The organism is Enterococcus sp. 5B3_DIV0040 (assembly GCF_002140755.1).
Lineage (GTDB): Bacteria > Bacillota > Bacilli > Lactobacillales > Enterococcaceae > Enterococcus_D > Enterococcus_D casseliflavus.
The window spans coordinates 380109-399851 of sequence record NZ_NGLC01000001.1; the positions used below are offsets into that span (position 1 = coordinate 380109).

Here is a 19743-nt window from a genome sequence, read left to right on the forward strand (position 1 = left end):
GGTCATTCTTAAATCTTTGTTGATCAATAATGGTAAGAAATGTGAGCCTCATCTACACATAGATGCGTCTTTTAATGTCTGATTATCAACGCTTGTTATGCAAGGCTATTGAATGATTTTTATCAGTACTGTATTTAAAAAAACCAGAACTCCTATCCGGAATTCTGGTTTTTTTGTTTATATTTGACAATTTCTATAGGCCAGACGCTGGCGAGGAGTCAATGCTTGTGGATGCAAATCAAAAAATGAGTATTATTTTGACGACTTAAAGTGTATTTGAATAGAAGAAAACGTAAGATATGGCAATCAAGCAAACCAACAATAAACCAGAGAGTGACAGAAAAAGCAGCATGATTCGTTTCTTCTTCAATCCAAGTACAAGTATCACTACATTCAATAGAAAGAAAACAAGTAAAATCGCTAAATATTCCATAACTGGTCCTCTTTTACGTTTTTATTTATCTTACCAGAGATTGGCTGCTTTTCCTAGCAGAAATTGGCTGAAAATGGCTTATTCAAGCGTCTTTCAAAATACTGTAAGTTAAATGAATGAAGGAAAATCAAGAGAACTTTTATGGCTCTGAGACGCTTGCGGCTTGTTTTTGCCAAGCATCATATTTTAACAATAAGTACTCGATCACAAAGAAAAGTGTGGCGGTCGTTTCAAAGGGAGCGATCGCATTTTCGGTTGACTGGATCTCTGGATTTAAAAAGAAAATCGTTTCAGAACAGAGTTTAGAAACCGTTGAGTTTCTCAGCTTCGTGATCCCGATCGTGTTGATGTTGCGCTGTTTCAGTTGCTTTGCTAGTTTGACAACGGTGGGTGACTCACCATTTAAAGTAATCAAAATCACTAAATCATCTGGCTCGATGATGCGATAAAATTGTTCATTGACTGAGATCGCACCAAAATCGTAGACAAGTAGTCCATTAGGCAAAAATAAGAGTTTCATATAATTGGAAACAAGGTTTTGAATGTCCCCTGAACCATAGACAAAGATTCGCTTAGCGTGAGCCATCATTTTGCACAATGCTGTAAAATCTTTCTTTTTTAAATTTTCAATCGTTTGAATATGATTGTCGAGAATTTCGCCTTCAATCTCAGAGAGTAGGGCATTTTCTTGTTGTACCTCGTTCTTTAAATGGTATTTGAATTCTGAAAAGCCATCAAAGCCGATTTTTTGACAAAAGCGCATAATCGTCGTCCTAGAAACGATGCACTCCTTGGCTAAATCATTGATGGACATTGCCAAGCAGTGCTTTTTGTGAGTGGTGATGTAGGACCAGATCAAAAAGTCATTCTCGGTTAATCTTGATTGGTAGGTAGTGATACGGTCTTGCAGCATAGGCTATCTCCTCATTTTATCTCTCCATTGATAATGTGTGACAATTCACATTTTATGTGAAAAAAACCTTTCAAATGTGAGAAACTTTTAAACAACGGAAAAGGGTTTCATAGCATCATTTTAATAGTAAAATGAGAATCAGTAAAGCGCTTAACTAAAAAACGTGAAGGACGAAAAACTATGATGAAAAAAATTCAAAGGTTCGGCGGAGCGATGCTGGCACCGGTCATGCTGTTTTCCTTTTTTGGGATCGTTATCGGCTTTTCTCTGCTATTTTCGAATCAGACGATTATGGGGGATATCGCAGCACCAAATACCCTCTGGTTCAAATTTTGGAATGTGATCGCAGCAGGAGGCTGGACGCCCTTCTTCCAATTACCGCTTTTATTTGTAGTAGGGCTGCCGATCAGTCTAGCTAAAAAATACGCCGCCCGCGCTACGATGGAGGCACTCGTTACTTATATCGCTTTTAATTATTTTGTAAATGCAATTTTAACTTTGTGGCCAGAATCATTTGCGGTAGATTTAGCTCAAGGGGCAACTGCTGGTTCTGGGTTGACCTCGATTGCAGGAATCATCACCTTAGATACCGGCATGATGGGCGGCTTGCTGATTTCGGGAATCGTTGTCTATCTCCACAATCGCTTCTATGAAAAAGAATTGCCAGAAATGCTGTCGAATTTCAGCGGATCAGTCTTTGTAACCATGATTTCCTTTTTTGCCATGGTTCCTTTGGCAGTACTCATGTGTTTTGTCTGGCCAGTTATCCAAGAGGGAATGAGAAGCATGCAGGGCTTTTTCATTGAATCAGGAAACTTCGGTGTCTTTATTTATCAGTTCTTGCAAAAAATACTGATTCCAACAGGCTTGCATCACTTTGTTTATGCACCGTTTGCCTATGACAGTGCGGTTGTCGAAGGGGGAATGGCCGTTTATTGGGCCTCCCACATTGGCGAGTTCCAAACTACTGCATTTTCGCTGAAAGAACTCTATCCGTTTGGCGGTTTCTCACTATCAGGAATGTCGAAAGTCTTTGGAACGGCAGGTCTGAGTTTAGCGATGATCCAAGCGGCTCGGCCTGATAAAAAGAAAAAAGTGATCGCATTGATTGCACCAGCAGCATTGACGGCTATTTTGACCGGAATCACTGAACCAATCGAGTTTACTTTCTTGTTTGTTGCACCAGCATTATGGTTTGTTCATGCTTTACTGGATGCTTCGATCGCCACAATCTCCTATGCTTTCGGGGTTGTCGGGGACTTTGGCGGCGGATTGATCAACTGGTTAGGTCTAAATTGGCTGCCCTTGTGGAAATTTCACAGTTCAACTTATATTACCCAAATCATTATCGGGCTGATTTTTACCGCTATCTGGTATTTTGTGTTCTCCTTTATGATCAAGAAGTTCAACTTAAAAACGCCTGGACGTGAGGATGATACTGCAGCAATGCAGTTGTATACAAAAGCAGATTATGACAACAAAAAGCAAGATGAAAAATTACCAAAACATGTGCGGCAAGCACAGGCCTATATGCACTTGGTAGGTGGGAAAGACAATGTCATTGATGTAACGAATTGTGCGACACGGCTGCGTTTGACTGTTAAGGATGCCGACAAAGTTGCAGATAGTACGCAGTTTCAAGAAGCAGGTGCCTCAGGATTGGTCAACCCTGGAAATGGCGGCATTCAAATCATTGTAGGATTAACGGTACCAACGGTTAGAGAATCATTCGAAGAACTAATGGCCGAATAAAACAGAATCACAAGGAGGAACAAGTACCATGAGTAAGAAAAAAAGTTCAATTTTAATTGCAGGTGGCGGAAGTACCTATACACCATCGCTAGTTATGATGTTATTAGAAAGTCAAGAGCGCTTTCCAGTTAGAAAAATCAAATTTTATGACAACGATGAAAAGCGACAAGAAACCGTAGCAAAAGCTTGTGCGATCATTATTGCTGAGCGAGCGCCAGAAGTACAGTTCGAATATTCAACCGATCCAAAGGAAGCTTTTACGGATGTCGATATCGTAATGGCACAGCTTCGTGTCGGCAAATATGCTATGCGGGAACAAGATGAGAAAATTCCTTTTAGGCATAATGTTGTCGGACAAGAGACATGCGGACCTGGTGGTTTAGCTTATGGCCTGCGCTCGATTGGACCGATCTTAGAACTAGTCGACTACATGGAAAAATACTCGCCAGATGCCTGGCTTTTGAACTATTCCAACCCAGCAGCAGTCGTTGCCGAAGCGACCAGAAGATTCCGACCAAATTCAAGAATCATCAATATTTGTGATATGCCAGTTTGTTTGGAAGATATCATGGCGCGAGTGATTGGGTTGAAGGATCGGAAAGAATTTGAGACGAGCTATTTCGGCTTGAATCATTTTGGCTGGTGGACCAGCATCAAAGACCATGACGGCAATGACTTAATGCCACAAATCAGTGCGCATGTTCAAAAGTACGGCTACACCGAACAAACACAAAAAGGCCAGCATAAAGAAAGCAGTTGGCTGGAAACGATGTGGGCGGCTAAAGATCTGCACGAAATTGAACCAGAATTTTTATCGAATACCTATCTGAAATATTATTTGATGGCTGATGAAACGGTGGCTCATGCGGACAAAGAGTATACCCGTGCCAATGAGATCATTGACGGACGAGAGAAGTATGTGTTTGATGAATGCCGACGAATCGTTGCAAACAACACAGCAGTTGATACAACATTTGCCTCAAACGAACATGCTTCCTTTATTACAGACCTTGCTTGCGCACTAACCTTTAATACGAAAGAACGCATGATTCTGATTGTTGAAAACAACGGCGCAATTGCCAACTTTGCCCATGATGCAATGGTGGAACTGCCTTGTCTAGTTGGAAAAGATGGCTACGAAGTCTTGTCGATCGGTGATATTCCAACATTCCAAAAGGGATTGATGGAGCAGCAGATCGCATCTGAAAAATTGGCAGTTGATGCTTGGGAACAAGAGTCTTACCAAAAATTGTGGCAATCCTTTACTATGAATAAAACTGTACCAAGTGCGAAAGTCGCCAAAGAAATATTAGATGAAATGATTGTGGCGAACGAACCATATTGGCCAGAACTTAAATAGGTTCAGCAGGTAAAAAGGAAAGGGATCGGCTGAAGGAATTTCCTTCAGCTGATCATAAACAAAGTATGGAAATCAAACACAAATTTCAAGTAATCTATTTTGTTCAATATGCAACGATGGCGATTTTGATGACACAAATCGTTCCTTTTTTAACTGAGCAAGGCTATGATGCGCTTGAAAGAGGCTGGTTTTTAGCCTCCTACAGCATCACGACAATTCTTTTTCAGTTAGTGATCGGCTATTATTCGGACAAGAGCAAGCGATTAAAACGTATTTCGATGCTTCTGATGATCTTTCTGGTTTTCTTCTCCATTAGTTTTTATTGGTTAGGAAAAGACCACTGGCTGATCCATCTTCTGGTATTGGCTATTGCGGGTGGATTAGCCAATACAACAGCAACGGTGCTCGATAACTGGGTATTATCGGAGTCCAGTACTTCAAAAAGAATTGCTTCAATCAAAGCAAACGGCTCTTTAGGGTGGAGTATGATGAGTGTCTGCGTGCCATTCTTTTTATTTTCCAATAATTATCGCTGGTTTAGTTTGCCGCTGCTCCTCTTTTTGCTTATCAATTATACATTTTCACGAACGATCCCAGAGAAAAACGTCTTACCGCAAAAGCAAGGAACAGCAACAAACAGCGGTGTCTCGCTGGCAGACATTCTTCTGTTATGCAAAGACCGACGCTTTTTGGTTTATACGGGACTGTTCTTTCTCTTGTACTTGACGATCGTTGCGAACAATACGGTCGTTATCGACAAGCTGATTACAATGGAAAGAGGCAGTGAATTTGTTGGTCTGAAATGGTCGATCCAATCCTTTTGTGAAATTCCAGCGTACCTTTTGCTGAATCGCATGATTGCTAAATGGAAAAATGAGCGCTTGATTTTGATTGCAGGTATATTTTTAACCTTACAATTTTTTGTCTATTGGCTTGCTAGTAGCCCATTCTTACTTTTGGCAGCCAGTTTTCTGCAGTTTTTCACTGTACCGGCATTTACTATCGGCAGTCGAATGATTATCAGTGCTATTACACCGCCAGCTGTTTTTTCTTCTGGACAACTGATATCAATCAGTGTGTACATTGGTGCGGCATCGTTTCTTTCGCCATTAGCTGGCGGCTTTCTTTCTCAGGTGCTGTCCCTCGATACTGCCATCTTTATCTTTGGTTTATTGCCCTTCGTAGCTTTTCTTATCTATTCTAGCTGTCAGAGAACACTGTCGGCAATCTAAGGAGGAATTACGGATGCTTTTTAAAAGAAAAATAGAAATTTGTGCACCGGCAACAGGCCGACTGCTACCGATCGAAGAAGTACCAGATGAGGTATTTTCGTCTAAAATGATGGGAAATGGATTTGCCGTTTCTCATCATCACGGAAAAATCTATGCACCAGCAGCCGGGACGGTTCGAACGATTTTTCCAACACAGCATGCCTTAGCCGTTGAGTTGGTGGATGGCCGTTCCCTTTTGATCCACATGGGAATTGAAACAGTGGCGTTAGCAGGGGAGCCCTTCACGATCGCGGTCCAAGAAAACCAGTCAGTCACGACAGGTGAGCTGCTGGCAGAAATGGATGTAGCAGCAGTTGAGGAAATGGGCAAAGAGACCATGGTGATCGTTGTCTTCATGGAGGAACAAGGCGGGAAGTGCCTGCGAACTGACGGCGATATTCAGCAAGGAGAAGCTGTTTTTCACTTGAAATAACCGAATAAAAAAAGGAGCGCATTCTCTTAGTTTCAAAGAGAGGCGCTCCTTTTTATTTACGAACCCGTAGAAATATAGTTCTTCAAACCTACTCGCCAAAAGAAGAAGGCGGGAAAGGCAAAGAGTAGACAAACCAAGGGTGATAAGATCCACCAAGGATTAGTTACGCGACCAATGACATACAGAAACGGATAATACTGAAACCAAGCCATCGGCACGACGTAGGTCAATAAACGCAAGACGTGTTTTCCGTAGATACTGAAGGGGTAGCGGCCGAACTCGCGGGCACCATCGGTAAAAATATTCATAAATTCAAGTCCTTGGATCGTAAAGAAGGAAATGGCGGCATACACTAAGAACAATAGGGCGAAAAAGAGGGCGCCGCAGACGATCATCAGAAAAAGAGTCAGGACATTTCCAAAATGCCAAGCAATTCCACTATTAGGAATCGCATAAGCAAACAACAGCAAGGCTTGAATAAAACGGCCAAGACGCGAGAATTCCATTTTGGAAGCTAAGACTTGAAAAATCAAGGAGCGAGGGCGCACGAGTGCCCGATCGAACTCGCCATTACTGATCATTTGCGGAAAAAGATCGAACCCGCGAAAGAAGCATTCCGCAATCGAAAAGGCAAACAAAACCGTCGCAAAGGAAAGTAGGACTTCCTCAAAGGTGAAGCCATCCACTTGATGAAACCGGGTAAACATAAACCAAATGCCTAAAAAAGCAGTAAAGGAGCCTAGAAATTGTCCTAAAGCGGTTAACACAAAGGAAACTTTATACTGCATCTGACTTTTGAGATGAATACAAAAATAATGCCAATAAACCATATTCCTTAACCTCCTTGCACAACGACGCGTTTGAGCGCCTGCTGCAGCCAAATTTTTCCGATCACGATCAAAAGTACGAGCCAAAAGGCTTGTAAGAGCAATGCTGAAACCAGCGCAAAGCCAGTCAGATCCCCGTTGTAAATTCGCAGCGGGACGTTTTGCATGGAAGCAAAAGGCAGTAGTTCCACGAATTGGCGAAAAGGCTGCGGAAAGAAAGGCAGAGGAATGACCCCACCAGCTAAAAATTCACCGATGGAGCTGATGACGATCCGCACCCCGATGGAGGATAATGTATAAAAAGTCGAGATGTAGACCAGCTGCGACATAGCGATCACTACACCTAAACTCAGCGCCATAGACAAAAGAAACAAGAACAGGGCAACGATGTTTGCTGGCAGAATTAAACGATAAGGTGCTGGCAGTAAAAAGGCAATCACAAAAATCGGTCCGCAACGCAAGACGGCTTTTGCTAAGCGATTGGCAGCCGATTGGTAAAACCAGCGATTGTATAGATCCATCGGCCGCACAAGTTCATAGGCGATCGACCCTGTGGTGATGGTATTGAAAATTTCTGCCTCAAAGAACCACAACATAAATAAAGACAAGAAGGCTTGCTGGAGCCAAACATAGGAGACGGTTTGTTGAAAGGTCATGGGAAAGGCACTAGGATCTGCTTGGTAAAAGGCGTGGAATGCCAGAATTTCCATCAAGCCCCAAGCTAGTTGCGTAGCCATCCCGGCAATTGCCGCCGAGCGGTATTGCAAGGTATTGATAAAGCGGATGCGGAAAAATGCCTGATACTTCCTCATATCTGATACTCCTGATACAGCTTGGCGACCATTTCTTCGGCGGTGATACTGGCAACGGCCAAATCGGTGATCTCGACTTGACTGCTGAGCAGACTGAGCAGCTGAGCGACCGACACTTCTTTGGGATCAAGCTTCAGAACAAGGCGACCGACGTCTTTTTGAAGAAGTTGGACATTTTCTGGCAGATGGGGCTCATTCCCTTGATAGTCGACCTCCAGCGTTTTGACATCAGAAAAACGGTGCTTTAGTTCATCGAGGCGACCATCTAGCAAAATTTGCCCTTTGCCGATCAACAGAATTCGTTGTGTCAGCGCCTCGATATCTTGCATATCGTGGGTCGTCAGGATGACTGTGGTACCTTTTTCTTGGTTTCTTTTTTTGATGAACTGACGCACGGCGATTTTTGACACAGCATCTAAACCGATGGTGGGTTCATCAAGAAATAAGATTTTGGGGTCATGGAGTAAGGAGGCTGCGATCTCACAGCGCATACGCTGACCGAGACTTAAGGAACGAGCAGGGGTTTTTAAGATCTCACCTAAATCTAGTAAGGTGACTAATTCTTCTAGGTTGCGTTGATAACTAGCAGCGTCGACTTTGTAGATATCACGAATCAAATCAAAGCTGTCATTGACGGGGACATCCCACCAGAGTTGACTGCGTTGCCCGAAGACGACGCCGATGTCTTTGACATGTTGGATACGTTCTTGCCAAGGCGTACGACCATTGATGTGACAAACGCCTTGATCAGGGGTCAAAATCCCGCACATGATTTTGATGGTGGTACTTTTTCCAGCACCATTAGGCCCGATGTAGCCAACCATTTCGCCTTCATTGATGGTAAAGCTGATGTTTTGCAACGCATGGACGGTGGTGGTTTCACGAGAAAGAAAGGCTTTGGCTGCTTGGCGAAAGCCGCTTTTTCGCTTGGATACTTGGAAGGTCTTGCTGAGGTGTTCTACTTGGATCATTTGGATTCACTCACTTTCTTTTGACAAACGCGACAAAAAGAGCATTCGAAATCGAATACTCGCAACGAGTTGGTCCAAACGAACATGGTTGGGGCAGCGGTTCGTCAGCCAAACAAAAGTAGGAACAGTGTAGCATAAGAGAGCGCTTTTTTCAAACATTACTTATATTTTTTTTTGAAAAGAATGGGAATGAAAAAGCGTGGTTTATTCGATAAAATGAGCAAAATAACTATTTTTATTTTTTATTAGTTGTAAATAATGAGGAAACTAAGTATCATTATAAGCAGCCGATAGTGGCTAAGCATTTTCTGGAAACATGGGGAACCAAATGATGGGCTGTGTCATGATTTGTCGTAACCCGATCCTGAAAAATGCAATGAGCAAACAATGGAGGAGAGCATGAAAGCAGTAAAGAATGTCTTTATTTTGATTGGCTTATTCTTACTTAGTCAAGTAGGGATGACCGCATTTAGCGTGGTAAAAATCTATTATTTGGAAGCAGGAGAACCGACGATTCCTGCGATGATCAGCTATGGGTTGATTGCCTTGCTTTTGGCAAACATTGGTCTACTGATGTTTTTGGCTAAAAAGTTAGGACTTGCCACCTTTGACTTTGGCTGGTCAACGAAGAAAAATTGGCTATGGATCGTCGGAGGGTTTGTTTTAGGTCGAGTCGTTGCAGTTGGCGGAACGCTCTATCTGCAGCATATATCCGATCAAGAGGCGACCGCCAATGATGCATTGTTAGGGGAACTGTTTACAGGCGAAAATCCGCTTTTGATCTTTTTATTGATCGCTGTTGCTGCGCCAATTATGGAAGAGATCGTTTTTCGTGGTGGGTTTATTGGCCTTTTATTCGAGAAATACCCAATAGTCGGGATCATTTCAAGTGTAGCGGTTTTTAGTATCATCCATTCCGTCACCAATCTGGTCGAGTTTTTGATTTATGGTGCTATGGGATTGATCATGGCGTTGATTTATGTTAAAACTAAGCGTCTAGAAACAGCCATCGCCATGCATTTTCTTAACAACGCCTTGGCGGCGATCGCAATGATCTTGCTAGGATAAGAAAGTCAGCAAAAACCACCAAATCAAAACGATTCGGTGGTTTTTGTTTACTCTGGCAGCTGTTTGAAATCCTACGCTGTTGGTTTTGCTAAAAAAACAGTTGATGAAAAGAAAAGCGTCTAAAGTATTGCTGTACCAAGGATAGTACCAAATTGCGCCTTTTTTAAATAGCACCAGAGTTCTAAGTTTTTCTTCATTTCAGACCCTAGACGTAGGCTTTGCAAGAAAACCTATAGTACAATAACAGCAGTAAGAGGGAAAAATCCCTGAAAAAGAGATCAACACTTGGAGGATATAGTGATGAAAAAACAGACTCGAAAACCAGCGATGATTTTAGCGACTCTCTTGGTATCTAGCCAAGTTTTATTAGCAGCACCACAAGTTTTTGCTGACGAAACCAATTCAACGACCAGCAGTTCCACTGCAACAAGCAGTTCTACCGCAGCGACAGCCACTACCGACAGTCAAACAAGTACTTCTGACAGCAGTTCAGATCGTTTGCAAGTCAATGCCGTGGCAATCGGAAATGCCTTGACGAAAGCACAAGAAGACTACACACTTGAGCGCTTAGGCATCCAAGGCGAAACACCGATTTATACGACAAACGGTAATGACTTGATGAAATACATTCCCGATGGCGGCTTTACTGCAGATTGGGCGGTCTATAGCTCGGTCAGAATGCAGACTTTAGAAAGCGGGGCAGGAATCACTGTCGATATCGCGACACCAGATAACATTACCCGCATCACTGCAGCCCAGTACCAAAATGCAGCGCTGACGGCAGGGATCACTGATGCGAAGCTAACGGTCGCTTCTGCCGTACCGATCGACGGTTCCGGAGCTTTAGCTGGGGTATACAAAATCGTTGAAGAATCAGGCGGTGTCATCAATCAGAATCGAGTAGCTGTAGCCCAAGATGAAATGGATGTGCTGTCTACGATCACCGAAGAGAATAAAGACAAAGAAGGCTATTCCGATGAAGCTTTGAATGCAGCGCAAGAACAAGCGAAAACCGATTTGGCTGCTCAAACCGCAGATGGTACGGAATTAACCCAAGCCGATATTCAAGAGACAGTAGAAAAAGCCTTGAAAGACAACGGACTGGAAGGAATCGTTACGGAAAATCAAATTTCTGAATTGACCTCTTTGATGAGCGACATGCGAGACAATAATATCTTCGATGACTTCATCAAAGAATTGGATCTGTCAGAAGCCCGCAAGCAAATCGAAGAAACCTCTAAGGGACTTTGGGAAAATATCAAGAGCTTCTTTAGCGGCATCTGGTCTTCGATCACCGGTGTCTTCGGCAATGACTCAAATGAGTCTAACAATAGCAGCGAATCAACCGTTGATTCTGGGCAATAAGCATTTTACAAAATAACACATTTCGCTTGTATTAAGAAAAAAGAGAAGCGGAGCATCAGACGATAGCGCACGTCTGAGTGCTTTCGATGTCCTCTGCTTTCTTTGCTAAAACAGGAACAGTCTTTATTAAAAAAAGAAGGAGGGCAATCAGATGAATTTTTTAGGCAACGTGATTTGGTTTGTCTTTGGCGGCTTGATCGGTGCGATCTCATGGTTTTTGGCTGGGTGTTTATGGTGTATCACCATCATCGGCATTCCCATTGGTCTGCAATGTTTTAAGTTTGCGACGTTGTCACTCGCACCATTTGGGAAAGACATCGTTTACCGTGGCGGTGGCGTGTCCGTGATTCTAAATATTTTATGGTTGATTTTTTCTGGTATACCACTGGCTTTAGGCCATTTAGCTAGCGCAGTCATTCTAGCCATCACGATCATCGGCATTCCATTTGCGGCGCAATCATTGAAAATGGCGCGCTTAGCGTTGATGCCCTTTGGAGCAGAGATTGTGTCTAGTCGTTATTGATTTACCTAAAAAAAGATAGTCTTAAAAAACCACATTACAGAGCGGATAGCTTTGTGATGTGGTTTTTTTGCGAACATTAGCAAGAGTAAGGGACAAGATTTTTGGCAGGCTCAGCGCATTTGAGATTCAGAACTGAAAAAGTTGATAAGAAACCAAAGAAGAGTACAGAAAAAAGCACAAGTTTTTTTGCATATCAACTGTGATTCACAAAAGAATTAGCGAAACGCAGAAAAATGTAAGTTTTTTCTTCCCTTCTCAGGGTTCTTTGATTTTTGAAATGGAGCGCCGAATTTTGGCAATCGATTGTTGTGCTTTGTCTCGATTAATAAACATTAAGATGACATAGAGGGAATCCATGATGCTCAGTTGAGCGATTCTGGATGCCAATGCCTCTGAGCGAAACTCAGTTTCTTCGGAAATAGAGATGAAAACCACGTCGCCGAGTTTGGCTAAAGGGGAAGCAGCATGGCTAGTAATGACGATAATTTTGGCACCATTGTTTTTGGCAACTTGAGCTAGTTCAATGGTTTCTCTTGATTTTCCAGTATGAGAGATAAAAATGCCGCAATCATCTGGCGTCAACAATGAAGCCTCCATCAGTTGGATGTGATAATCACTGCTGTGAAAAACAGTGATCGGCGAGCGCAAAAATTTGTGATAGGCATCGGTTGCCACGATCTCTGAACCACCAACGCCGAAGAAAAAAAGTCGTTTAGATTGATTGATCATTGCAGCAGCAAGCTTTAAATCTTCTTCTTTCAAAAGATTTTTGGTATCAGTCAATGTGGTCATATTGGAATCAAATACTTTTTGAGCCATAGTCAATTCATTATCAGACTTCTGGATATTTTCATGGATCGAAATGGCAGAAAAATCATTTTCCTGCATCAGCATTGCCATTTTGAAGTCTTTAAATCCGTTGTAACCGAGTTTTTTTGTGAATTGAAAAAAGGTCGAATCAGCGATGCCTAATTCATTGGATAAATCACTGATTGAACTGTGGCTGACTTTACTAGGATTTTCCAAAATGTAGTCGGCAATCGCTTGTTCTTTGAGACTTAAGTCTTTATAAAGCGTTTTTATTTGCAGGCGAATCGAAACAGTCAAAGACGGTTACCTCCTTTATATGAACATTATTATCTTTGTATTGTTACGTTACCTCTTTTAAAGTTACCTCTTTTAAAGAAAAAAAGCAAATAAAAATTATTTTTATTTTTTGTGTTTACAAAAAAATATTTTTTCGTATAATAAAAGTATGAAATGGAGGCGCTATCATGGAGATAGGAATTATCGGACTTGGAAAAATGGGATTGAACTTGGCCCTCAATTTAAAAGATCAAGGTTATCAAGTAAAAGGGCTGGATCTTTCGATACATGCGCAGAAAACAGCGCAAGAAGCTGGAATTACACTCTATCAAACGCTAGCTGATTTGACGAATTCTTTTAGCGGCCGACGGGTTTTATGGTTGATGCTTCCTGCGGGAACTGTGACTGAGGGGATTCTTGAAGAACTATGTCCCCTTGTATCAGCGAAAGACATCGTGATTGAAGGCGGAAATTCTAATTACAAAGATTCGATTCGCCGAGCAGCCTGGTTTAAAGAAAAAGAGGTGCATTACTTTGATTGTGGGACTTCTGGTGGGGTTTCCGGAGCTAGAAAAGATGCATGTTTGATGATTGGCGGGAATGAAATCGCTTTTTCAGAGGTGGAATCTTTGTTTGCAGATGTGGCTGTTTTAGGAGGCTACCTTTATGCAGGGGAATCAGGAAGCGGTCATTTTCTAAAGATGGTCCATAACGGTATCGAATACGGAATGATGCAAGCCATCGGTGAAGGCTTTCAATTGATTGAACAAAGTGCCTATGACTTTGATTTGGCTTCCGTCGCAGAGGTATGGAATCATGGATCGGTTATTCGCAGCTGGCTGATGGAAATCGCAGCGGCCCAATTTAATGAGAGCCCTAAGTTGGAGGAATATCGCGGGGTTGTTGCAGCTTCTGGTGAAGCTAGGTGGACTGTGGAAACGGCTTTGGAGATGAATGTTGCTGTACCGACGATCGCTATGAGTTTGTTTATGAGAAATTTGTCCCAAGAAGAAGACAGTTTCTCAGCAAAAGTCGTCTCTGCGCTAAGGAATGGTTTTGGTGGTCACTAGATTGTTGCAAAAGAGTAAGGAGGAAGAATATGGAACAGTTTAAGATCGCTATAGTGAATTCCAGCAGCTTTGGAAAAATCTTTCCGCAACATATCGAGCGGTTGAAAGCAATCGGAACTGTCAGTCATTTCACGTTCGATAGCGAAATCAATGGGAAAGAATTAGCAGAAAAGCTTAAGGGATACAACATCATTATAGCAAGTGTTACCCCATTTTTTACCAAAGAGTTTTTTGAGTACAAAGATGAATTGCTACTGATCACACGCCACGGGATCGGCTATAACAATATTGATTTAGAAGCAGCGAAGGACCACCAAACGATTGTTTCGATCATTCCAGCTTTGGTCGAGCGAGATGCAGTAGCAGAAAATAACGTGACCAATCTATTGGCGCTTCTGCGCTGTACAGTTGAATCGAATACAAAGGTCCGCGAAGATCAATGGGAAAAACGAGCGAACTTTGTCGGACGCGCATTATTTAACAAGACGGTAGGGGTGATCGGTGTCGGCAATACTGGAAGTTGTGTAGTAGAAATATTGAGAAATGGTTTCCGCTGCGAGGTTTTGGCATACGATCCATATAAGTCCGCTTTGCATATTCAAAGCTATGGCGGAAAAAAAGTCGAGCTAGACGAGCTGCTAGCAAAATCAGATATTATTTGTCTATGTGCTAACTTGACGGAGGAAAATTATCATATGATTTCCTTTGAAGAAATTTCAAAAATGAAAGATCAAGTATATCTCTCCAATAGTGCCCGTGGCGCCCTTTTGAATGAAGAGGCAATTGTAAGCGGATTAAAAAGTGGGAAAATTGCTGGTCTTGCCACCGATGTCTTAGAGGAAGAGCCTGGTCATAAAGATCATCCGTATTTAGCTTTTGAAAATGTAGTTATGACACCGCATACATCGGCTTATACTATGGAATGCTTAGAAGAGATGGGAAACAAATGTGTAACGGATATTGAACGAATCGTTAAGGGGCTGCTGCCAGACCGTGCTGTTCAAGCGGAAAGTCGGTTTTTGGCTGTATAAAGGAGAGTGAAACTCGTGCTAACGGATTTAAAAGTAAAGGTTGGACCGCAAGTTTATCGTTACCATGAAGGCGCGATCGACTATGTGCCGGAAGTATTAAAAGAATACAAAGTAAAACGACTGCTGCTCGTACATGGAACGGTTTCATGGGAAAAAGCAAAACCAAAATTACTCTTTTTAGAAGATGCGCATTTGGAAATTTTTTATCATCGCTACACGGGAGAATGCAGCTATTATGGCGCTGGGCTGATTGCTGATCTTGTTGAAGAACTGGCGATCGATTTTATTCTGGGGGTTGGCGGCGGGAAGTTAGCCGACTTAGTGGGATATGCAGCACATGTAGTCAATCGACCCTTTGGACTGATCCCAACATTGGCCAGTAATTGTGCACCATGGACACCCTTGTCTGTCATGTATAAAGAGTCGGGAGAATCTGAAGGAAAGTCGGAACACTATTTAAGACAGGCTGCTTTTTTGATTACCGATCCGACGTTAGTGATCGATGCACCAGTCTCCTACTTCATCGCCGGTTTAGCAGATACGTTGGCAAAGTGGATTGAATCGGAAGCAATCTTAGCCCAACCACATTTGAAAAATGAGCCCTTCTTGCAAATGGCAGGCTATACAGCAAAATTATGCGAAACAGCTATTTTGACACAATCGAAACAAGCGATTGAAGATATGAAGCGGCAGGAAGTGACAGACGCCTTTTGTCACTTGTCGGAGATCGTTATTGCAGTTGCTGGAATGGTAGGCGGGCTAGGCGATAAATATGCCCGCAATGCAGCGGCGCATGCGATGCATGATGCCATCAGTAAATATCTGCCTGAAAGTCATCGTTTTCTTCACGGGGAAAAGGTTGCCTATGGGATGTTTTATCAATTAGCCCTTGAAGAAAAATGGACGGTCATCGATCAGTTGATCCCCTTTTATCAAGAATTGCACTTACCAATGAGTTTACATCAAATGGGTATTTTTCCTGAAGATGCACAAGTCATCGATCAGTTGGTGCAGTTCATAGATTCGAAAGAAAAAGTACACTTGATTCCAGTCTTAATCACCAAAGAACGCTTGAAAGAAGCTGTTCTTGATTTAGAAAACTATTTGAAAGAAGTTTAGGAGGAGGAAAAATGGATACATTAAGTGTTACACAAAGTTTACTGATTGCGCTATGGGTTGCAGCAGTCATGTCTCGTTGGCTCGGCGGAGGCGCCACACTGACTTTACGTTTTTCACCATTGATGACGGGATTAGTTGTCGGACTGGTGATGGGAAATGTGGCTCAAGCCATGATCGTTACTGCCGCTTTACAAATGATTTACATGGGGGTATTTTCTCCTGGCGGATCCATGCCGGCGGAACCTTCGATTGCTGCGGCGATTGCTGTACCGGTAGCTTTGCTAGGAAATCTGCAACCAGAAGCAGCGATTGCTGTTGCCGTTCCTGTTGGGTTGCTAGGGAGTTATTTGTATCAGTTCCGTTTCTTTATCAATACCTTCTTAGGAAAGTATACGGATAAAGCAGTAGAAGATCTTAATGCCAAGGCAATGACGCGTTCAATTATTTTATACCCAACGCTGGCTTCATTTATTTTATTTGTTCCGCTGGTATTTATTGCACTTTATTTAGGCGCTCCACTGATTGCTGATGTCATCAATGCTCTTGAGGGGACAGTCGTTATTCATATTTTAGAAGTAGTCGGCGGCGGATTGGCAGCGATCGGGATTGCAACTACCGTCTATGTGATCGGTCGAAAAGATTATATGGTCTTTTTCTTCTTGGCCTATTTCATGAGTGTAGTTTTCAGTTCGCTGGAAATTACCATGGTCACCTATGCGATTTTTGGCATTTTGATCGCGTTGATTTTTGTTCAGTCACAAAAAGGAAAATTGGTCCCAGCCCCAGAAACGAATACAGCATCACCATCCTTTGATGATGACGATGACTATGATGACGGGTTCTAATCGATAAGGAGGAGTAGTAATGACCGAAACAATTCAAAAAGCGCAAGGCGCACCAGAAGAAATCACGAAGAAAGATGTCACAAAAGCATACCTAAGATGGCATTTCGCCAATGAGATCCCGCATTCATTTGAACGGTATTTATCACCCTCGCTTTTATACGCCATGATGCCGATTTTGCGCAAACTTTACAAAGACGATGAGGCACTGAAAGCTGCCTACAAACGCCAACTGCTGTTTTTCAATACCCAGCTGAGTTGGGGGGGCGGAGTCATCACTGGGCTGATGTCATCAATGGAACAACAGCGGGCCGAGGAAGAGCATGAGAAAAAAGAGATTTTGATGCAAGATGATCTAATGTACAACACGAAAGCTGGTTTGATGGGTGCTTTAGCAGGAATCGGAGATGCCATCGACTCAGGAACCGTTCAATATATCTTTATTGCGATTGCTGTTCCTTGGGCACAGCAAGGAAGTCCACTAGGTGCGTTGTTCCCATTCATTTGCTTTGCACTGTATCAAGTTTCACTAGGAATGTTTTTCGCCCGTCAAGCATTTTCGATGGGGCGCAATGCAACTGGTTTGATGCAGAGTACAGGCGTCCAAACCGCAATTGAAACACTGTCGGTTCTCGGTTTGTTTATGATGGGGGTTCTGGCTGGAAACTATGTCAAAGTCAGTTCTTCGCTGCAGTTTGATATTTCTGGACGAGAATTTATTATCCAAGATATCCTTGATCAGATTGTACCAGGGATCTTGCCGTTAGCAGTTGTAATGGGCGTCTACTGGTTCTATACAAAGAAAGGATTAAAAGTCACGCAAGCATTACTATGGCTGACCTTGATTCTGATTATTTTAGCCGGTGTCGGTATTTTATAAGAAAAGGAAGTGGAAAAAATGGGTGTAGTAAATTTAGCACGAGTAGATGAACGATTGATCCATGGGCAGGTCATGATGACCTTGTCACAAAAAAGCGGAGTCAACTCGATTTTTGTAGTGGATGAGGTAGTAGCTAAGGATAAGTTCATGCGGGAATTATACAAAAATGCCGGTAGCCGCACAGGGCAAAAAACGATCGTCGTTACACCAGAAAAAGCCAAATTTTACTGGGATGAATACAACTTCAAAGATTACAACTGTATTTTGATCGCTAAAACCGTCAGTGTGATGTACGACTTAGTCAAACACGGCGTGCCAATGAAAGAATTGAACATAGGCGGTATCGCCCAAAAAGATCCCGAGAAAGATCTCTTGGTAACGAAATCTGTTTATTTAAATCAAGCTGATGCGCAAAAACTCAAAGAAATGAACGAAGCGTACGGTGTGGAATCAATCTATTTTCAAGCAACACCTTCTGCACCGAAATCAACGCTTAAAGATGTGTTGAAGCAGTTCAATTTGTAATCATTGAGCGCGTTCGTCATCTGTTGAAGAGGAAGGCGGAGGATCTTATAAAAAATAGAGTTCCTCCTTCCTTGTCAGTAATTTGTGAATAGGAGAATCCGCCATGAATCAAACAGAAACATTTCGTGATTGGCTTTTTCGTTATCGGTATGTCTACCGATCGCGTTCCACGGATAAAAGCAAACAAAGATTTTTGAAGGCACTCATCGCAGATATCATTCCGTTTCGCAAAGATCTTCAGGTGATCGAGTATGATCACACGAAAAAAAACGCCTCACGCAATTTGTATGTTGGCGATCTGACCAAAGCAAAACGGATCATCTGCACATATTATGATACACCGCCACAGCATTTCGGCGATTACCATTTTTTTGATCGGCAGGAGCAAGGGCGCAGAACAAATCAATTTATTCTGACTGCTTCAGCAGTGATGATTCTTTTTGGGTTGTTGGGTACCTGGCTTTATATCCACTTTGCCTCAGGGAGATTTCCCTTGTTGTCATGGCAAACAGCGCTTTTTGCTTTAGGAGTCGGTATTTATTTTCTGCTATTAAATCGCGTAAGCCGCGGGGCAGGATTTGAGCAAAATCTGACCCGCAATACGTCCTCTATCTTAGCGCTGCTGTCACTGATCAGTCAAAACAATCAAACAGCGACTGCTTTTGCGTTTCTTGATGAAGGAAGTTTTGGAGAACGCGGGTTGGAAGTGTTACGTGATTCAGTAGGGCCGAATGCGAAGATTTATTATTTAGATTCTATCGGCGCCGATGCTCCGATTCGAGCTATCGGCAAGCAATTCAATGAAGGGCAACTGCAGCAGCTGGCGATCGAACACAGTAGTGAAGTGATGGGCAGCATCAACTATCTGTTTTGTGCAGAAAAGCAGCAGGATCAGACGTATGTGTTGCCTAGAAAACAATTAAAGCAAAAAGAGCTGAATAGTAGGAATATGCAAAAAGTCCTTGCGTTATTTGGTTAGGAAGCGAAAAAAGGAGGAACAACATTTGTTAGGAATCGTATTGGCAACTCACGGACAGCTGAGTACTGGTTTTAAAGATGCTGCAGAGGTGATCATGGGCAGTGTCGAAAATATTGCGGTCGTTAATTTGAACCACGGAGAGGATATTCAACTTCTGGGAAACAAAATCCGTGAAGCAATCCACGAAACAGATCAAGGGGACGGTGTAGTGGTGTTTGCTGATCTATTGAGTGCGAGTCCCTACAATCAGTCGGTTGTAACGATCAATCAATTAGAAGAACCTCTTCAGGAAAAGACGTATGTGATCGGCGGAGTGAATCTGCCGATGGTATTAGAAGCGATCAATCACCAATTTTTGGCGACACCGATTGAACAGGCGGTAGCAGCAGTGATCCAGCAAGGAGAAAATAGTGTAGCGCTTTGGCACAATTCTTCAGCAGGTGATAGTAGCGAAGAAACTGATGAGGACGATGATTTTTAAAA

The 19743-nt window shown here is 42.6% G+C and carries 21 protein-coding genes; 16 read left to right on the forward strand and 5 right to left on the reverse strand.

The genetic code is table 11. The annotated features are described in order from the left end of the window. Positions 1–299: 299 nt before the first annotated feature. Positions 300–545, forward strand: coding sequence for a hypothetical protein (locus tag A5883_RS19080; protein ID WP_016608418.1), 246 nt, complete (start codon positions 300–302; stop codon positions 543–545). A gap of 27 nt (positions 546–572) precedes the next feature. On the opposite strand, the gene A5883_RS01905 is transcribed toward A5883_RS19080, so the two are convergent. Next, positions 573–1346: a MurR/RpiR family transcriptional regulator gene (locus tag A5883_RS01905; protein WP_010749961.1), complete on the reverse strand. Its 774-nt coding sequence runs from the start codon at positions 1344–1346 to the stop codon at positions 573–575. Positions 1347–1526: 180 nt separating this feature from the next. On the opposite strand from A5883_RS01905, the gene A5883_RS01910 reads away from it, so the two are divergent. The 4 genes from A5883_RS01910 to A5883_RS01925 all read left to right on the forward strand — a co-directional run bounded on the left by A5883_RS01910 (position 1527) and on the right by A5883_RS01925 (position 6162). After that, positions 1527–3098, forward strand: coding sequence for an alpha-glucoside-specific PTS transporter subunit IIBC (locus A5883_RS01910; protein WP_016608417.1), 1572 nt, complete (start codon positions 1527–1529; stop codon positions 3096–3098). 28 nt (positions 3099–3126) lie between these two features. Further along, positions 3127–4458 carry a 6-phospho-alpha-glucosidase gene (locus A5883_RS01915; RefSeq protein WP_010749959.1) on the forward strand — a complete coding sequence of 444 codons (1332 nt, stop codon included), beginning with the start codon at positions 3127–3129 and terminating at the stop codon, positions 4456–4458. 65 nt (positions 4459–4523) lie between these two features. Beyond that, positions 4524–5690: an MFS transporter gene (locus A5883_RS01920; protein ID WP_086337900.1), complete on the forward strand. Its 1167-nt coding sequence runs from the start codon at positions 4524–4526 to the stop codon at positions 5688–5690. Positions 5691–5703: 13 nt separating this feature from the next. Then, complete coding sequence (locus tag A5883_RS01925) at positions 5704–6162, forward strand: PTS sugar transporter subunit IIA (RefSeq protein WP_016608416.1); 459 nt, start codon at positions 5704–5706, stop codon at positions 6160–6162. Positions 6163–6218: 56 nt separating this feature from the next. Here A5883_RS01925 and A5883_RS01930 read toward each other — a convergent pair whose 3' ends face one another. The 3 genes from A5883_RS01930 to A5883_RS01940 are packed head-to-tail and all read right to left on the reverse strand — an operon-like array spanning position 6219 to position 8772. Continuing rightward, positions 6219–6992 carry an ABC transporter permease gene (locus A5883_RS01930; RefSeq protein WP_005228413.1) on the reverse strand — a complete coding sequence of 258 codons (774 nt, stop codon included), beginning with the start codon at positions 6990–6992 and terminating at the stop codon, positions 6219–6221. A gap of 5 nt (positions 6993–6997) precedes the next feature. After that, a complete protein-coding gene (locus A5883_RS01935) occupies positions 6998–7801 on the reverse strand; it encodes an ABC transporter permease (RefSeq protein WP_086337901.1) in 804 nt (267 codons plus the stop codon). Continuing rightward, entirely contained in the window at positions 7798–8772 is a 975-nt protein-coding gene (locus tag A5883_RS01940) for an ABC transporter ATP-binding protein (protein ID WP_086337902.1), read from the reverse strand. Before A5883_RS01940 ends, A5883_RS01935 begins: the two co-directional genes overlap by 4 nt. A gap of 399 nt (positions 8773–9171) precedes the next feature. Between A5883_RS01940 and A5883_RS01950 the strand changes: the two genes are divergently transcribed. From A5883_RS01950 to A5883_RS01960, 3 genes are all read left to right on the forward strand, one after another. Next, the gene (locus tag A5883_RS01950; RefSeq protein WP_060791459.1) at positions 9172–9840 is read left to right on the forward strand and encodes a CPBP family intramembrane glutamic endopeptidase; all 669 of its coding nucleotides are present in this window, start codon (positions 9172–9174) and stop codon (positions 9838–9840) included. 300 nt (positions 9841–10140) lie between these two features. Continuing rightward, positions 10141–11205 carry a DUF1002 domain-containing protein gene (locus A5883_RS01955; protein WP_086337903.1) on the forward strand — a complete coding sequence of 355 codons (1065 nt, stop codon included), beginning with the start codon at positions 10141–10143 and terminating at the stop codon, positions 11203–11205. Between the two features lie 151 nt (positions 11206–11356). Continuing rightward, positions 11357–11728 carry a YccF domain-containing protein gene (locus A5883_RS01960; RefSeq protein WP_010749951.1) on the forward strand — a complete coding sequence of 124 codons (372 nt, stop codon included), beginning with the start codon at positions 11357–11359 and terminating at the stop codon, positions 11726–11728. A 255-nt stretch (positions 11729–11983) separates the two neighbouring features. Here A5883_RS01960 and A5883_RS01965 read toward each other — a convergent pair whose 3' ends face one another. After that, the gene (locus A5883_RS01965) at positions 11984–12835 is read right to left on the reverse strand and encodes a MurR/RpiR family transcriptional regulator (RefSeq protein ID WP_005228428.1); all 852 of its coding nucleotides are present in this window, start codon (positions 12833–12835) and stop codon (positions 11984–11986) included. Positions 12836–13002: 167 nt separating this feature from the next. Here A5883_RS01965 and gnd point away from each other — a divergent pair, with 167 nt between their 5' ends. The 8 genes from gnd (at position 13003) to A5883_RS02005 (ending at position 19741) form a co-directional block, all read left to right on the forward strand. Beyond that, on the forward strand, positions 13003–13884 hold the full coding sequence (gene gnd, locus A5883_RS01970) for a phosphogluconate dehydrogenase (NAD(+)-dependent, decarboxylating) (RefSeq protein ID WP_086337904.1): 882 nt from the start codon (positions 13003–13005) through the stop codon (positions 13882–13884). Between the two features lie 29 nt (positions 13885–13913). Continuing rightward, positions 13914–14915, forward strand: coding sequence for a D-isomer specific 2-hydroxyacid dehydrogenase family protein (locus A5883_RS01975; RefSeq protein WP_010749950.1), 1002 nt, complete (start codon positions 13914–13916; stop codon positions 14913–14915). 15 nt (positions 14916–14930) lie between these two features. Continuing rightward, positions 14931–16034, forward strand: a complete 1104-nt coding sequence (locus A5883_RS01980) for an iron-containing alcohol dehydrogenase family protein (protein ID WP_005228431.1) — start codon at positions 14931–14933, stop codon at positions 16032–16034. A gap of 11 nt (positions 16035–16045) precedes the next feature. Further along, the gene (locus tag A5883_RS01985) at positions 16046–16879 is read left to right on the forward strand and encodes a PTS mannose/fructose/sorbose/N-acetylgalactosamine transporter subunit IIC (RefSeq protein WP_005228432.1); all 834 of its coding nucleotides are present in this window, start codon (positions 16046–16048) and stop codon (positions 16877–16879) included. Between the two features lie 19 nt (positions 16880–16898). Further along, the gene (locus A5883_RS01990) at positions 16899–17756 is read left to right on the forward strand and encodes a PTS system mannose/fructose/sorbose family transporter subunit IID (RefSeq protein WP_074535421.1); all 858 of its coding nucleotides are present in this window, start codon (positions 16899–16901) and stop codon (positions 17754–17756) included. Positions 17757–17774: 18 nt separating this feature from the next. Next, positions 17775–18281 (forward strand): PTS system mannose/fructose/N-acetylgalactosamine-transporter subunit IIB, encoded by a 507-nt coding sequence (locus tag A5883_RS01995; protein WP_005228434.1) that lies wholly within the window; start codon positions 17775–17777, stop codon positions 18279–18281. A gap of 103 nt (positions 18282–18384) precedes the next feature. Continuing rightward, positions 18385–19260, forward strand: a complete 876-nt coding sequence (locus A5883_RS02000; protein ID WP_086337905.1) for a hypothetical protein — start codon at positions 18385–18387, stop codon at positions 19258–19260. A gap of 25 nt (positions 19261–19285) precedes the next feature. Then, the gene (locus A5883_RS02005; protein WP_086337906.1) at positions 19286–19741 is read left to right on the forward strand and encodes a PTS sugar transporter subunit IIA; all 456 of its coding nucleotides are present in this window, start codon (positions 19286–19288) and stop codon (positions 19739–19741) included. The last annotated feature ends 2 nt before the right edge of the window (positions 19742–19743 follow it).